Origin of the sequence: Fibrobacter sp. UWH4, from assembly GCF_900142475.1 — a bacterium.
Taxonomy (GTDB): domain Bacteria; phylum Fibrobacterota; class Fibrobacteria; order Fibrobacterales; family Fibrobacteraceae; genus Fibrobacter.
The window spans coordinates 277,287-291,855 of sequence record NZ_FRAY01000001.1; the positions used below are offsets into that span (position 1 = coordinate 277,287).

14 protein-coding genes are annotated in these 14,569 nt (G+C 50.6%); 2 read left to right on the plus strand and 12 right to left on the minus strand.

The genetic code is table 11. The annotated features are described in order from the left end of the window. Positions 1–165: 165 nt before the first annotated feature. From BUA93_RS01050 to purU, 9 genes are all read right to left on the minus strand, one after another. A complete protein-coding gene (locus BUA93_RS01050; RefSeq protein WP_175547344.1) occupies positions 166–849 on the minus strand; it encodes a DNA/RNA nuclease SfsA in 684 nt (227 codons plus the stop codon). Between the two features lie 38 nt (positions 850–887). Continuing rightward, entirely contained in the window at positions 888–1,217 is a 330-nt protein-coding gene (locus BUA93_RS01055; protein ID WP_072976685.1) for a cupin domain-containing protein, read from the minus strand. A gap of 275 nt (positions 1,218–1,492) precedes the next feature. Beyond that, positions 1,493–1,678 (minus strand): hypothetical protein, encoded by a 186-nt coding sequence (locus BUA93_RS01060; protein ID WP_072976687.1) that lies wholly within the window; start codon positions 1,676–1,678, stop codon positions 1,493–1,495. A gap of 126 nt (positions 1,679–1,804) precedes the next feature. Further along, positions 1,805–2,779, minus strand: a complete 975-nt coding sequence (locus tag BUA93_RS01065) for a tRNA-dihydrouridine synthase family protein (protein ID WP_254793790.1) — start codon at positions 2,777–2,779, stop codon at positions 1,805–1,807. A 117-nt stretch (positions 2,780–2,896) separates the two neighbouring features. Beyond that, entirely contained in the window at positions 2,897–4,192 is a 1,296-nt protein-coding gene (locus BUA93_RS01070; RefSeq protein ID WP_254793791.1) for a hypothetical protein, read from the minus strand. Beyond that, positions 4,189–4,848, minus strand: a complete 660-nt coding sequence (locus BUA93_RS01075) for a hypothetical protein (protein ID WP_254793792.1) — start codon at positions 4,846–4,848, stop codon at positions 4,189–4,191. Before BUA93_RS01075 ends, BUA93_RS01070 begins: the two co-directional genes overlap by 4 nt. A gap of 39 nt (positions 4,849–4,887) precedes the next feature. Continuing rightward, positions 4,888–5,562, minus strand: coding sequence for an orotate phosphoribosyltransferase (gene pyrE, locus BUA93_RS01080; protein ID WP_072976693.1), 675 nt, complete (start codon positions 5,560–5,562; stop codon positions 4,888–4,890). Positions 5,563–5,564: 2 nt separating this feature from the next. After that, positions 5,565–6,092 carry a hypothetical protein gene (locus BUA93_RS01085; RefSeq protein WP_072976695.1) on the minus strand — a complete coding sequence of 176 codons (528 nt, stop codon included), beginning with the start codon at positions 6,090–6,092 and terminating at the stop codon, positions 5,565–5,567. 60 nt (positions 6,093–6,152) lie between these two features. Continuing rightward, positions 6,153–6,998: a formyltetrahydrofolate deformylase gene (purU, locus tag BUA93_RS01090; protein ID WP_072976697.1), complete on the minus strand. Its 846-nt coding sequence runs from the start codon at positions 6,996–6,998 to the stop codon at positions 6,153–6,155. 101 nt (positions 6,999–7,099) lie between these two features. Between purU and BUA93_RS01095 the strand changes: the two genes are divergently transcribed. Beyond that, positions 7,100–8,215 (plus strand): fibrobacter succinogenes major paralogous domain-containing protein, encoded by a 1,116-nt coding sequence (locus BUA93_RS01095; RefSeq protein WP_083597066.1) that lies wholly within the window; start codon positions 7,100–7,102, stop codon positions 8,213–8,215. Between the two features lie 90 nt (positions 8,216–8,305). On the opposite strand, the gene BUA93_RS01100 is transcribed toward BUA93_RS01095, so the two are convergent. Together BUA93_RS01100 and BUA93_RS01105 are read right to left on the minus strand one after the other, a co-directional pair. After that, positions 8,306–9,580 (minus strand): M16 family metallopeptidase, encoded by a 1,275-nt coding sequence (locus BUA93_RS01100; RefSeq protein WP_072976698.1) that lies wholly within the window; start codon positions 9,578–9,580, stop codon positions 8,306–8,308. A 142-nt stretch (positions 9,581–9,722) separates the two neighbouring features. Beyond that, positions 9,723–10,589: a nuclease-related domain-containing protein gene (locus tag BUA93_RS01105; RefSeq protein ID WP_072976701.1), complete on the minus strand. Its 867-nt coding sequence runs from the start codon at positions 10,587–10,589 to the stop codon at positions 9,723–9,725. 50 nt (positions 10,590–10,639) lie between these two features. Between BUA93_RS01105 and BUA93_RS01110 the strand changes: the two genes are divergently transcribed. Continuing rightward, positions 10,640–11,899 carry an NOT2/NOT3/NOT5 family protein gene (locus BUA93_RS01110; protein ID WP_139257641.1) on the plus strand — a complete coding sequence of 420 codons (1,260 nt, stop codon included), beginning with the start codon at positions 10,640–10,642 and terminating at the stop codon, positions 11,897–11,899. A 5-nt stretch (positions 11,900–11,904) separates the two neighbouring features. Here BUA93_RS01110 and BUA93_RS01115 read toward each other — a convergent pair whose 3' ends face one another. After that, positions 11,905–14,343 (minus strand): DEAD/DEAH box helicase, encoded by a 2,439-nt coding sequence (locus BUA93_RS01115; RefSeq protein ID WP_072976704.1) that lies wholly within the window; start codon positions 14,341–14,343, stop codon positions 11,905–11,907. Positions 14,344–14,569: the final 226 nt, after the last annotated feature.

A 14,569-nucleotide genomic window follows, 5' to 3' on the forward strand; every position in this document is an offset into this window, starting at 1 on the left:
TTCTATGATAAAATCTTAAAATATCAAGGAGGCCCATTTTATATGGCAAACAAGAGACACGACATTTACAAGGCAAAACCAAAGACAGAAGGAAAAAAGGCTGTAATCCAAGGCTTACTTAATGAGTATGATATTCAAATTTGTCATCGTGTATGAAACTGAATTTTATAGATCTGCACTTTTCGTTACGTTGTAAAGAGTTACTCCTTCCAGTCTAAAATCCATCTGAACTTCCCAAAACTCAACACCTGCTTCTGATGCCTCTTTGAAGGTTTGAGAAACCTCTTCATAATGTGTTGAACGGAGTCTTTCTTTCCTTTCGGTAATGCGATACTGAAACACCTGGAGAAAAACAGCCTTCTCATGATTCTTAAGAGAGCCTGCAAGTTCCTTAAGATGTTTTACCATCCTATCTGTTGATGAAAACGGCTTAGGTGGTAGTGTTTTAATGTCCTGTCCATATTTTACATTGATAGTTGTCAGCGGAGTCTTTACTTCCATATAGGTATCTCCGACTTTGAAATCAAGTTTGGATATTCCCAGTTTAACCTCTCGCTGGACACTGTCAAAATCGGGCACGATCGCATCCAGTTCATGTTCTTTTAGAAAGAACTCTACAAGTCTGTTGGAAAGAATCTGATTAATCCCTATCCAGTTTTCATCATCGGAAAGAAGCACCGCTTCTATATCATATTTTAGTTTACGCTTTGGATCATCATGATATGAAAGAAGGCAGGGCAGATTCTTATTCTCCACATCTCCGATACGATTTGTTGTCGGAATATGAGCAACAAGTTCCTCACCATCTATCTCTACCAGAGCAGTAAACTGACTCTTTCTTTTTAACATTTTCCCTCTGATAAGAGGTTTCTCAAATATATATGTACTCATTTCTTCACCACAATGGTTAGCATAACCAGGTCTTCCTCTCCTGTATTTATGATAGAATGTTCTGAACTTTGAGGACAAATGTGCATTACTCCAGGCATCAGTAATTCCTCTACCCCATCACAAAATGCTTTTCCTGTCCCGCTTATTATATAATTCATGTCATCTCCGGAATTCTGCTTATGCGTTCCTATACTTCCTCCTGGATGAATTGATGTTGGAATTATCCGATAGGAATCATCATTATACATACGGGCACTCATAGTACCGGTACCGTTATCCATACCTGGGAAGGTCATTGAATCTATCTTGTTAAAATCTATAAGCATTGGTTTTGCCTCCATATATCATGTATCATTCAGAAATTATGCTTCATCACTCATCCCGACAAATGCCGATTTGTAAAATTCTTTACAGCAAAATAATACAATAGTGTCATCAAAAATCCAAATATATCTTGACTTACATTTAAGATATAATGTATATTCAGAAAAGGATGTAGCCAATCTGACTACATCCATCAAAAATCTAAATAGTCATAGAAGTTCCATATTTACAGAAAAAAATTCAAAGGCTCGGGGGAAAAATGAAAAATCGAAAAAATTCATTTAGATGAAGCTCTTTTTAGCAGGTCTATTCTTGAATTTTCAATAATTTGGCGACACCACGTCTCTCTTTCGGCGCTGTATTCGGAGCCTGCCAAGTACTTAGCGTTATATTCCGCTTGGCGGTTGAATTCCTCGGCAATTTCTCCCGTTAAAACAGGAATGTAAACAAATGGAAAAGCCATACCTTAAATATACTTTTTTAATGATCAAGATGCAATAGTATCAATGTTTCCGGTAAATCTACCAAATGAATTTGAAAAATGTGACAACAGTTGTTTGCAAAATTCAAATTTTTTTGAGAGCGGGTATTACCTCAGCATCTCGATGGCTTCTTTGTATTCGCTGAGTTTGCCTGCTTTCTTGATTTTCTTGAAAATCTTTTTAGGAATGTTCGGCTCCAGATAATCCCAAAAGGTTTGGATGTGCGAGAGGATTTGGCTGTCGCCTTGGTATGTTTTGCAGGCGTTGTCGAAAATCGCTTGATGCATTTGCAGAATCTTGCCGAGAAGTTCCTGCGGGGTGGCCTCGCAATCCGTGCTGTGGACACTTGTGGAATCCGTTTCGTTGCGCAAGGCTTTGTATTCTGCGGCGAGGCTGGGGCGGGCGAGTAATCCGCGACCCATCATGATACCGGCAAGTTTCGGATACTTGCGTTCAAGCTCGTTGATTTGAGAAACCGTTGTGATGTCTCCGTTGTAAACGAGCGGGTGCTTGCATTCGTTGTAGAATCGCTCGAACGAATCAAAGTCGATGGCTCCCTTGTATTGCTGCTTGCCGAGTCGCGGGTGGAGCGTGATATGGGCGAGGGGAGTGTCGTTCAGGAGCGGAAGCAGCGCGAATGCCTCGTCGGGAGAATTTTGCCCGAGCCGCATCTTGACGGAAAATTTGATCGGTACTGTTCTATTTGCAATTGTGGACGCGGTTCCATTTAAATCTTTGGACGCGGTTCCTGTTGCGGAATCTGACATTTTTCTGATTTCGTCCATAATGTCCTGGACAGCGTGTACGTCGCCTAGAATTCCTGCGCCACGGTGGCGGTTGACCTGCATCGGAAAGGGACATCCCATATTGAAGTCGATTTCCGTGAAACCCTTTTGCAAAAGAGCTTTGGCGAGAGTCTTGAATTCATGAACGCTGTTCGCGATAATTTGCGGCACGACTTTATAATCTGCGCCAGTTGCATCTGCGTTTCCGACGCTGTTTGCGTTTGCAATCCCGTCAATGTCCGGACTTTCCAAATCCCGCAGGTCCTTTTCGCGAGGCAGGCCGTTTTCTATCCGCAAAAACGGAGCGTAATAAGCGTCGACTCCGCCAAAAATTTTGGCATGGGCCTTGCGGTAGGGGCCTGTCGTATAACCTTGTAGCGGTGCGAATAGGATTTTAATCTTTAAATCTCCGAGTTACTTGAACGGAGTCCAATGGTATTCCAAACCGACACTGATGAACCAGTCGACAGTGGAGGCGCCAATCGTTGTAGGTTCTGCGGCAGCATCGGGCGAGGGCTCGGTGTAGATGTCCTTGCCGCGGCTCGAAATACCGGTGCGAACGCTTAAGCCGTAGTGCTGCAGGAATACGCTTTGAAAGCCGAATCCGAGGAGCGCGCCCTTGTAAGGGTCTTCGGTCTTGAAGCGAGTCTCGTATTCCTTGGAGGGCTTTTTCTTGGAACTCTTGAGTTCGATATCTTCGGAGTAGAAACTATACTGGAATCCGAGGAAGGCGAACAGATGGAGGTCCATCCACTTGATGGGCGAATAGCTCCTGGAAAACATGACGTTCAGGCCGATTTCGTGCTGGGTAAAATCCCAGTGATCAAGTTCCTCGTATACGGAGTCGCGTTCGTCGATCTTGACTTCGTGATTGGAATAGCGGTAGAAAATTTCACCACCGATAAAACCGAACCAGATTCCGCCTGCGTACAAAGTAAATAACGGAGTGGAATCGTCCATAAAGTTCCAAAGGCTTACGGAGTCGCGGGTGGCGCGGTAGTTTCCGACGCGGCTCTTGATATGGCTTCGGTACCAACTGTCGGGGGTGAATGGAATTTGCGCCTGGGCGTACCCTGCCGAAATTCCGACCCACGATCTGAAAGTTGGAGATTCCTTGTAGAGCTCATCGGGCTCGGTTTCCATCTTGAGGCGTTCTTCCTTGGTCAGGCGACGCTTGGTATGACGGTCGAACAGGGCGCTGGCGATTTCGTCGCCGAGGGCGATTTTGTCGGCTTTTTTAGTAACGGTGCCCGCCGCCTTGGGCTCGCTGGAGGTCTCGTCGAAAATAGCGACTTGAAGGTTGTTCCCTTTGTCGGCGACGTAGAGGACGATCTTGTCTTCGAGTGTCTGGAACTTTGCCATCATGGCCGGGTGGCGGGCCTTGAGGTAGTGGGCGTCCAGCCCCGGCTCCATGTTGTTTGAAAGCCAGGTGGCGTATCGCGAGGCGACCGTATCGCGTTCCCATTCGCCGAATAGTCTGCACTTGGGCTCGCCGATTCCCGTGTTGTTGCGTCGCAGCGACAGGCAGAATTCCTTGGGATCGATAGACGGTTCCTTGTCGGGCGTCCAGATGAGAATATCTGCATTTTGCCACAAGGTCCAGTGGGAATCAAAGTAGATGTCCTTGGCGTGGGCTCCACTCGCAAGTAGCGCATGTACCGCCAGCACGAACATAAACGCAATCAGGGCGAACTGGGGAAAACGTTTCATTTACCCACCCCCTGGTACAGGTTCTTGCGAATCTGTTGGACGGTCTGCCGCATCAGCTGTTCCAGGTCAGTCAGGCCGAACTGGATGATCGGATGCTGGATTTCGTCGACGGCACTGAAGAGGGGACGCTGCTTGATGTTGTCCCAGAGCGTGTAAGAGATGACGGCGCTAATGTTTTTGACTTCGCGTTTTTCCTCGGATTCGTTGTGGATGAGGGCGTAGTCGAAAAAGTTCTCTCGCTTGAGGTCGGTGCCGACGATGACTTCGTGAATCAGGAGGATCTGTTCGGGAATGGTGCCGTCGGGGGCCTTGACGACAACGCCTTGCTCCGGGAGCTTTCCCTTCATGAAAATGCGGTCGTCGAGTTTCTGGCTTTCCTCGGGGGCGCTGTCGAGAACGGAATCCGGTAACACGGTCAGTTTTGCGTAGCTGCCGTGAAATTCTTTTTCCATTGCCTTGGCGCAGAATTCGGTCGCCCTGATCTGCGTACTGTCGCCGAAGTCGAGGCGGTTCGCGAACCACTTGGTCCGCGTGAGTACGAACGCCTTCTGGAGTCCTGTCACCGTCAGTTCCCCGTAGGGGGCCTTGTTATAGGCGGGGTGACTTTTTGACCATTGGTAAGAACCGGCGCATCCCGAAAAGAGAAGCGCCGCCATTACGAACAATGTCCAGAGGCGTTGCCGCATGAGTCCTGTTTACTTCGCTCCCCACTTTTCGCGGTAGGCGTACACCTTTTCAAGGATTCCTTCGGGAGCGTTGATTTTCTTACGGTTCTCTTCGCTTTCCAGGAAGGCGATGATGTCGTTGATGTTCACGATGGAATGCGCCTCGATGCCGTATTCGTCCTGCACGGTTTGGAGTGCGGACTTGCCGTGTTCGAGTTTTTCCTTGCGGTCCACCGAAATCAAGAGGCCGATGACATTTGCGTTTTCAATCTTCGAAAGCGCCTGCATCGTCTCGTTCACGCTGGTACCCGCGGTAATCACGTCTTCGATAATCACGACGTTCGTCTTCTCGGTGTACTTGTAGCCGACGAGCATGCCGCCTTCGCCGTGGTCCTTCGCTTCTTTGCGGTTGTAGGTGAAGGTCAGGTTCTGGGCGAACACGTCGCTTAATTTCATGGCGGTGGCAGCGCACAGCGGAATGCCCTTGTAGGCCGGACCGTAGAGGTTTTGTGCCTTGCCGTCAAAATGCACCATGAAAGCGCTTGCGTAGTATTCGGCGAGTTTCGAAAGTGTGGCTCCCGTACGGAATTCTCCGGTATTGATGAAGTACGGGGTTTCGCGGCCGCTCTTGGTCACAAAGGAGCCGAACTTGAGGGCGCCGGCTTCGACGAGGAAATGGACAAATTGATCTTTGATGTCGTTCATGGTTATGCACCCGCTCCGCAGAGCATGCTGAAGATTCTAGAGAATACGTTCGTTTCTTCGGTCAACACTTCGATGACCGTCAGAAGAATAAACACGAGGACGCAGAGCCCGATGTAGAAGTAGAAGGACTTCTTGAAGCCCTTGATTTTCAGCTTGAAAATCACCCAGGCGATAATGCTGAAGATGGCGCTGAATGTCCAGGCGGCGATAGCTCCGAGTGAAATGCCCGGAATGAGGCTGATCGCGAAGGTGAGAGCGATGCCCGGCATAAAATAGAACGCGATGCAGAGAACGCAGAGGAGCGCAAATCCTACGTAGTGGGCGAAACCTCTTTCCTGCTGCACGATAACCTGCGGTTGCGGGGCGGGTTCTGCGGCGGGAATGGGCTCCGGTGCCGGTTCGGTGGAGGTCTGTTCGACGGGGGCCGTAGGCTGGGTCTCGTCCTGGGGGGCGGATTCCATCACCGGGGCGTTTGTCGGGGTTTCAACCTGCGGCTCGGCGCTGTTCTGGTTGTTCAATTCTTCGGACATGTTGTTGTCTCCTACAGTTCAAAAATTTTTTATTCCTAATTCCGAAATATGAATTCAGAATTACAAAATAAACGTTCTGCCGGCGTACACGAATACGCGGTGTTCCAGCCAAAGCTTGAGGGCTGCCGACAGGGTGCGCTTTTCGATGTCCTTGCCGAGTTCCACGAGTTCGTCGATGCTTGCGGTTTCGGGCACGCGCTGGATGTCCTGGCAAATGATCGGTCCCTGGTCAAGGTCTTCGGTGGCGAAGTGGGCTGTTGCACCGATAATCTTCACACCCTTGTGCCATGCCTGGTGGTAGGGCTTTGCACCCTTGAATGCGGGCAGGAATCCGTGGTGGATGTTGATAATGCGGTACTTGAATTCTTCGGTGAACGATTCGCTCAGGATCTGCATGTAGCGGGCGAGAACGACCGTGTCGGTCTTGGTTTCGGCAATGATTTCGCGGAAACGGTTCTCGGGAATGCTCTTGTCCGGGTTGGACGGCACGTAGTAGAACGGCACGCCGAAAGTCCCGCCTACGGGGCCGAGGTCGGGGTGGTTCCCCACAATGCAGCTGAACTCGCAGGGGAGGTCTCCGTCGCGGCGCTTCAGGAGCAGGTCGTAAAGGCAATGGTCCGTCTTCGAGACGAAAATGGCGACGCGTTCGATTTTCGTGGTGTCGAAAAGTTTCCAGTTCAGGTGGAGGTGACCTTCCAGGGTTTCCAGATGTTTACGGACTTCTTCGATGTTTTCGGAATCCGCCTCAAAAACGGCTCGGAGGAAGAAAGTCTCGATATCCTTTGCCGTATGCTGCTGAAGGTCAACAATGTTTGCGCCCGCCTTGGCGAGCACCTGCGTAGTTCCGGCAATAAGGCCCTTCTGGTCGGGGCAATGAATCTGCAAAATGTAACGGGTAATAGCCATAGCCCAAAATTATAAAATCGTGGGGATAAAGTCTTTGTTCTCTTTCCGAAAATCTAAAATATTCTAACTTTAAAACCGAAAATTTTATGCGAGAAGGAAAAATGAAACACGTATTCTCTCTAAAGCCCCTGTTTGCCTTGGTCTGTGGTATGGTTGCGGTCCAAACGCTTGCCGCTCCCCAAAAGACCTGGGATGCCATTTACAATGCCGAAGGCGAAGGCGATTACGCTGCCGCCAAGATTGAAGGTAACATCCGTTTCGGTAAGTATACGCACTATAAGGAAGTTCAGCCGGTATCCTTCAAGGTGAAAGACAGTTTGTTCGTGTTCTCGGTCGCGGGTAACATGACTGTTCCTGCCGACAAGATCGAGAAGGAACATTTCTACGAAAAGTGTAACGAAACCATGGAAGCTTGGGTTTCCTACTTCAACAAGCCTCGTGATTTCGGTGGCGAAGAACTGATTATCAATATTGCGGGTGTCGACCTTGCCTGTGGCGATGAACTCTTCGCCGTGGGTGACTTGCGCATCAAGTTTGCGAATGCCAAGGCTCAGGAATCTTGGGCGAACACCTTGGAAGGCCGCGAAAAGTACAAGCGTGAAAAGGTGGTGGAATACCGCAAGGCCGAACAGGAACACCGTGCGTCGCTCCGCGATGTGTCGGGCATGGTCAAGGACCCTCGCGACGGTCAGGTCTACCGCACGATCAAGGTGGAAGGTCGCGAATGGTTTGCCCAGAATGTGAACTATAATGTGGAAGGCCACTCCTGGTGCTACGACGACAAGGATTCTTACTGCGCCCGCGGCGGTCGACTCTACGATCTGGAAGGCGCCCGCAAGGCCTGCCCCGAAGGCTGGCACCTGCCGCGTGACCGCGAATGGATGGATTTGCTCATTGGCCTGACCCACTGCTACGATGGCGTGGACAAGTGCGAAAAGTTTGCCAACAAGATGAAGGCTACCACCGGTTGGCAGGGCGGTGGCGGTACTGACGAATACGGCTTCTCCGTTTTCTCTTCGGGTTACCGCAAGATGGTGGGCAAGTCCATTGTCCGCTACGAAGATATGGGTGAATATGCCGGTTTCTGGTCTGCACAGAATGGCCGTAACGAAACGATCTGGATTTGGGCCATGGGCCGTATGAGTGACCAGATGGTGCGCCAGCTCGTGCCGAGCAAGACCAATGCCTATTCTGTCCGTTGCATCAACGGAAACTAGTAGACGCTAGACCGTAAGCAGACGGTCGCGATTAGGATTGAGTCATCCTCGAAAAACAAGAATGTCATCCCCGACTTGGTCGGGGATTTTTTAATTGAAGAAGTTGGTGTCCAGTTCCGTCTTCTTTCTACCGGCGGGCTCGATGACGGCGGCGGAGAATTTGGCGGCGCTGAACAACTTGTTGGTGGTTTCGACCACTTCTTCTTCGGGCATGGCGTTGATGAGTTTTTCGGAATGCTCCATAGAGAAGAATTCGCCCAAGTGCAGCACTTGCTCGGCCATGCGCACGACGCGCTTTTCGGGGCTGTCTGCGCCCAGATACATGGCGCCGAGGATGTTCGTCTTGGTGCGTTCGTATTCACCCTTGTTGAATCCGCGTTTCAAGAAATTGTGGACTTCGGCGAGGGAAAGGTCGAGGGCCGTTTTCAACTGGTGCGGCTCCGTTGCAAGGGATATGCCCCAGTCGGTACAGTCGAGATAAACGTCGGCGGTTGAATACACGGAGTAGGCAAGCCCCTTGTCTTCGCGGATTTTCTGGAACAGGCGGCTGGCCATGCCGGCACCCATCGCTACGTTAAAGAGCGAAAGGGCGCAGCGGGCGCGTTCGTCCATCAGGCTGCGGTCAAAGCTTAATCCCCAGAAAAGGTTCGATTGCGCAATGTCTTGCTTCTGCACGACTTTGACGCTGTTGCTTGCCTTGTAAATGTCGGTGGGTGTAGTGCCGTTTACTTTCTTTTGTGCGAATTTTTCTGCACAAAGTTCTACAAGTTCATCGTGGTTGACTTTACCCGAGGCGCAAATCAGGAGCGGAATATCGTTGATGACTTGCTCTTTGTACTTGAGCATTTGCTTGTGGGTGAGCGCCTTGACTTGCTTGATGTTTCCGGTAATGGAATGGGCGATGCCGCAGCCTTTAAAATGAATGGCGTTAAAGACGTCGCCTACGATTTCTTCGGGAATGTCGTCGTAGCTGTGGATTTCTTCGATAATCACGCGGCGTTCTTTTTCCATTTCCTTCTTGTCCATGCGCGGGTGCATGAGCATATCGGCAATCACGTCGATAGCGAGCGGTAAATGGCTGCGTTCAATTTGCGCGTAGAAACCCGTTTCCTGGCGGGTGGTATAGGCTTCCAGGTTTCCGCCCTTGTCTTCGATGGCGCGGGCGATTTCGAGAGCGCTCCGGTTTTCGGTTCCCTTGAATACCAGGTGCTCATAAAAATGACTCAGACCAAATTCGTCTTTCGCTTCGTGACGCGATCCGCGCGGCACCCAGACGCCAACCGCAACCGAGTAAGCGTGCGGCATGTAGTCCGTTAAAATCGTGATTCCGTTATCGAGAACTGTTTTCTTTACAATCTGTTTCATATAGGTCTCAGCTCGGTCGCCTAGGGCTCCCTTTGAGGGGTGAGGACGGGGCTTTGCCCCTTTGAGTTAAAAATAATCGCGCCTAGGGCGCCTAATGTTTTGCTCAAAGCGCAGTGCGCTCGAAGCGAGTTTACGAGCGACCTCATTGCTCACTCCGTTTACTAGCATACTCCCTGTGCTTTGCCTTCACTTCTTCGCTCACGTTCATGCAGCCTCGCAATTTATAATAAAAGTCTTCGAGTTGTTGCATGCTGTAAATGGTCTTGCGGCCCGTGATGCGCTTGAGTAGAGCGTCTTGCAATTCGCTGCAGTGGACGATGCTCCAGAATTCGTTATCCTTGGGCACTTTTCGTAAGGTGCAGCGGTCGCTGAAAACCACGAACGAAATAAAGTGCGCTTGTTCGTGACGGATTTTCAGAAAATGTTCCAAAGCTAAAATATGCCCAATATTTTGGCGAATCGGATTGTGGAACGTATGCTCGGTGCTTGCGTTCAAGTGCTGGTTCCAACGTTCACTTTCAAGGTCGCCTGCAATTTCGCCCGAAAGGTTTTTGCTTTCAAGAACGTAAATGCCCGACTGGTGCAAGAGCAAGGCGTCAATTTCGGTGTAGCCTGCGCGGGCCGGAATGTAGAGATTTCGCATTAGAACGTAGCGGCGCTTGTCGGTGTCGCAGACGCGTGCGGTCAAAGCCATCATGGCCGCTTCGCCAAAAATGCCGCGCGGGTCGTTCGCGATGCGCTCGTCGTTGAATTTTGTGGCCGGCTTAAAAAAGTTCTCGCTGCGGGTAGGCGCGTGCGTGATACCGTAGCCGCCCAGTTCAAAAGGCTTGTCCAGCCCGCGAATTCCGTCGCTCAGACCCTTGCGGCGTTCCTGCTCAAAGTCGCGGAATGTTTTGCGACGGCCGTCTCCATGGTACATTTTCGGATTCTTCTTCGGCGATTTGCCCTTAAGCTTAAAAAAGACAAGGGCGAGCAACAGAATGATGCCGATGAGAGTCGAAAAAGTCATGCCGCAAGTATAGTAATTTTAGATGGGAAAAAATTTTTATTTTATTTATTGTGTTGCAGGGTATCAAATCAATTATTCTTTTTTCTGTGCTTGGCTTGACCATTGGGGTTGCCCCTCTTTGGGCTGAGGATGTTTGCGAATTTGACTTTTTCCTTTTGGACCATTTTGTTCAGCCTGAGTTGTCTAAGGTCCCTGCGGTGTTGGACTACCTGGTAGAAAATGCTCCTAAAGTTAAGAATGAATTGTGCAAAGACAAGTCTAAACAAAAGGGGCTGACTTACAAGGCTGGGAAACTTTATTCTACCAATCGTGAAGGCTCTGGAGCTGTTCCTCAGGTGAGCACAAGATATTTTGGTTTTGAAGGCCGTGAAGTCGATGGCCGTAAACTGACTGTAGAAGACAATGCCGCTTATAACCTAGTTCTGGATTACATTATTGCAAAGTACGACGGATTCTATGCATTAGCGAAAAAGACTTCTTTACAGACAAGTTCAAGACTAACAACGGGCGGCTTCCTTGAATATATGCTTAGGTATCGGGTTTCCCCAGGTACTGTTGCTGATGTGGCAAGAGAAGTTGCTTTAGCACCCTCTACAATTGCTGCCGATGCGGCTGCATCATGGGCAATGCTCTGGATTCAGAAAGAAAGCCCCTATGAGCGTGACAGCTATTACGAATTTGATTACAGCTGGTTGTTAGTTGCCCGTGACAACTTTCTAGCTCGGTATCCCAATAGCCGTTACCGTAACGCATTGAATGCTTTGATTAACGAAAATATCGTTTCGGAGTTGTACAACGCCGATAAAAAGAGTGGGGTGCTTTCCCTTGGTGTAGGGCTTTCGGTGGGGAAGACTGTAAAAAGCTCATCTCTCGACCCCATCGATGAAGCTGTTACTTTTTCTCTTCCTAATGGACGCGTTCAAGTCTATCGTTTTGTCTTTCAAATTCAAGCGGATATCCTTGTGGCGAACGGTATTTCTGCTGCGGGATTGGATGCCATGATTGGGCCGACATTTGAGTTCAATGAAGAATATGCCGTTGATGTTCTTGCGGGATTGGGCTTTGAAGAAATTTATGTAGGCGAAGATTCCATCATGAGCCTAGCTTTCATGGGTGGCGTTCAGGCCTTGCGAAGACTGCCCCTTGGCGATATGGCGTATATCGTCCCCAAGTTGCAATGGCTTGTTAAGACATTCAAATTTGACGATCCGATAAAGAACCGCAAACGTCGTGCGTTCATGAATCAGTTCAGTATCGGCATTTCGTTTGAAGGCCGCCAGCCCCTTTCGAGGCTGAATATAGGCAAGTGATTTAATTACACTCTTCCAAAACGACGCGTCTTGCGGAAGGGTTTGTCGCCAAAGCTTCGCTCGTCGTGATCTTTGCGGAACGGGCGATCTTCGAACTTGCCCGGCTTACGGTCCGCAAACATCTTTTCGCGGCGGGCCTTACGGTTTTCGAAAGGCTTGTCGTCACCGAACTTTTTGCCGTGACGGTCTCCATCGCGATGGAAACTACGGCGGTCTTCGCGGCTCGCGCGCGGGCGGGTTCCCGGAGCGGGGCCGGTAGGCGGTTCGTCGGTCATCAGGCGGAATCTGGATTCATTACCGCGAATTGTCATGTCAGCGAGAATGTCGAGGACTTCCTGCGGCATGGTTTCGGGGAGTTCTACAGTGCTGAACTTGTCGAACAGCTTGATGCGCCCGATGTTGGAACTGCTGATGTTGCCTTCGCCGGCGATGGCGCCTACGATGTCCCTGGGCGTCACGTGGTCGCGGCGGCCCACGCCCAGGTAATAGCGCAGGTAGCCTTCTTCGACGCCGTTTGCGCCTTCGTTGCGTTCCTTGCGGAGGCGGCTCTTTTCTTCGCGGTCGAGGCCAAAGTTGTCGTTGCTGCGATCGCGACGTTCGCCTCTTTCACGCGGAACATCAAGCGGCTTGAGTTCCGGGAATAGCGGCTGCTTTTTCTGCCATATCTTGATGACGGCGGCGGCGATGTCGATGGCGGTTAATACTTCGCTAGATCCTTCGACTTCGCTATCGCTTCGCTCAGGATGACACTCTGCGTTTTGACTTTCGTCTACCATCGATTGGACGAGTTCCTTGAACTTGTCGAGTTCGCCGGTGGTAATCACACTCTTGATTTTGTCCTTGAAGGCGGCCACGCGCTTTGCGCTGATGATTTCTGCCGTCGGCAATTCCATCGTTTCGATTGGCTGACGGGTTGCCTTCTCGATAATTTTCAGCATCTTCTTTTCACGCGGCGTGATAAAGAGGATGGCGTTTCCGCTGCGGCCTGCGCGGCCTGTACGGCCGATGCGGTGCACGTAAGATTCGGTGTCGTAAGGAATGTCGTAGTTCACCACGTGCGTGATGCGGTCCACGTCGATGCCACGGGCGGCCACGTCGGTGGCGACGACGATATCAAGCTTGCCCATCTTGAGTCGGTTGATGGTACGTTCGCGCATGGACTGGGCGAGGTCTCCGTTCAGCGGGGCCACGTTGAATCCGCGGCTTTCGAGCTTTTCGGCGACTTCGGTCGTATTCTGCTTGGTGCGCACGAAAATCAAAACGCCGTCAAAATCTTCGCCTTCGAGTACGCGGGCGAGCGCCTCGATCTTATGTTCGTTCTTTACAAGTAAGTAGCGCTGGCGGATGTTTTCTACCGTTGTCGTCTTGCCTTCGATGCAGGCTTCTTCGTATTCGCCCAGGTGCTGTTCAATAATTTTCTTGACTTCTTTAGGCATGGTGGCGCTAAAGAGGGCGCGCTGGGCGCTTGCCGGGATTTCCTTGAGGATGGTTTCCACATCTTCCATGAATCCCATGTCGAGCATTTCGTCGGCTTCGTCGAGAACGATAGCCTTTACGCCCGAAAGCACGATGGAACCGCGCTTGATGTGGTCAATCAGGCGGCCTGGAGTGGCGACCACAATGTTCGCCTGGCGCTTGAGGGCTCGCAACTGCACGGCGATGTCCTGTCCGCCGTAAACCGGAACCACATGCACCTTCGGCATCTTGGCGGCGTACTGCTGAATGGCTTCGGATACTTGGATCGCGAGTTCGCGGGTCGGCGTGAGCACGAGCATCGAGGTTTCGTGACCGTTAAAGTCGAGCCTCGAAAGCAGCGGAAGCGAGAATGCGGCGGTCTTGCCGGTACCGGTCTGGGCCGTGCCGAGCAGGTTTCCGCCCTGCAATAGGGCGGGAATCGCCTTCGCCTGAATGGGGGAGGGTGTCTCGTAATTCAGCGCCTTGATGGCTTCAAGAACTTCGTCTGCAAGTCCGAGGTCTTCGAAGGTCACCAAAGCTTCGTCGGCGGGTTCCGCATCTTCGGCTAGTTCATCGTCAGAATCGGCTTCTTCTGCTGTTTTTTCTTCGTTTTCTACGATGCTGTCATTCTCGACCCCGAATTCAGTTCGGGGGAGGGAATCCATTGTAGCTTCTGAATCCTCGGCACAGTCCTTCTTGGATTCTGCGTAGTCTTCGTCGCTGTCTTCTTCGGGCTGTTCTGCTTCACCTTCTTCAATTTCGACCTTCGTGCCGACTTCGATGGCGGATTTCTTGCCTTTTTTGAGTACGTCGCCCTCTTCGTCCACAACCACGCCATTCGGGTTCACTTCGAGGAAAGCGGCTTCATCCGCTTCGTCTTCGTCGGCACCACTGGCAATGGCGTTCAAGAACGCGTTAGCTTCGCGAGCAATCTTGGATTTGGGGTCAATAGATTCTTCGGGAATACGTTCTTCAGTATTCTTCGTCATAATGCACCTTCAGGACCCGTAAACTTCATCTGCGGCACATGCCGCACTATCGAATGGTTCTGGCGCCGGCTGTCCGGCTGAACCTTGAAAAGCCCCGAAGCGCACTCGCGCTTATAAACCTGAAGTTTTTTGGATCCATTTTGTTGGATTTGGCGCCAAATGTAGAAATAAGCCCCTCTATTTCAAAGGGTTGGAAGATTTTATTAAGATTTGAACCCTATTATAT

What these genes read in the sequence shown, in the direction of transcription:
- BUA93_RS01050 (WP_175547344.1), bottom strand. Translation starts at nt 849, where the DNA reads ATGTTAAAAAGAAAGAGTCAGTTTACTGCTCTGGTAGAGATAGATGGT.
- BUA93_RS01055 (WP_072976685.1), bottom strand. Translation starts at nt 1,217, where the DNA reads ATGCTTATAGATTTTAACAAGATAGATTCAATGACCTTCCCAGGTATG.
- BUA93_RS01060 (WP_072976687.1), bottom strand. Translation starts at nt 1,678, where the DNA reads ATGGCTTTTCCATTTGTTTACATTCCTGTTTTAACGGGAGAAATTGCC.
- BUA93_RS01070 (WP_254793791.1), bottom strand. Translation starts at nt 4,192, where the DNA reads ATGAAACGTTTTCCCCAGTTCGCCCTGATTGCGTTTATGTTCGTGCTG.
- BUA93_RS01075 (WP_254793792.1), bottom strand. Translation starts at nt 4,848, where the DNA reads ATGGCGGCGCTTCTCTTTTCGGGATGCGCCGGTTCTTACCAATGGTCA.
- pyrE (WP_072976693.1), bottom strand. Translation starts at nt 5,562, where the DNA reads ATGAACGACATCAAAGATCAATTTGTCCATTTCCTCGTCGAAGCCGGC.
- BUA93_RS01085 (WP_072976695.1), bottom strand. Translation starts at nt 6,092, where the DNA reads ATGTCCGAAGAATTGAACAACCAGAACAGCGCCGAGCCGCAGGTTGAA.
- purU (WP_072976697.1), bottom strand. Translation starts at nt 6,998, where the DNA reads ATGGCTATTACCCGTTACATTTTGCAGATTCATTGCCCCGACCAGAAG.
- BUA93_RS01095 (WP_083597066.1), top strand. Translation starts at nt 7,100, where the DNA reads ATGAAACACGTATTCTCTCTAAAGCCCCTGTTTGCCTTGGTCTGTGGT.
- BUA93_RS01100 (WP_072976698.1), bottom strand. Translation starts at nt 9,580, where the DNA reads ATGAAACAGATTGTAAAGAAAACAGTTCTCGATAACGGAATCACGATT.
- BUA93_RS01105 (WP_072976701.1), bottom strand. Translation starts at nt 10,589, where the DNA reads ATGACTTTTTCGACTCTCATCGGCATCATTCTGTTGCTCGCCCTTGTC.
- BUA93_RS01115 (WP_072976704.1), bottom strand. Translation starts at nt 14,343, where the DNA reads ATGACGAAGAATACTGAAGAACGTATTCCCGAAGAATCTATTGACCCC.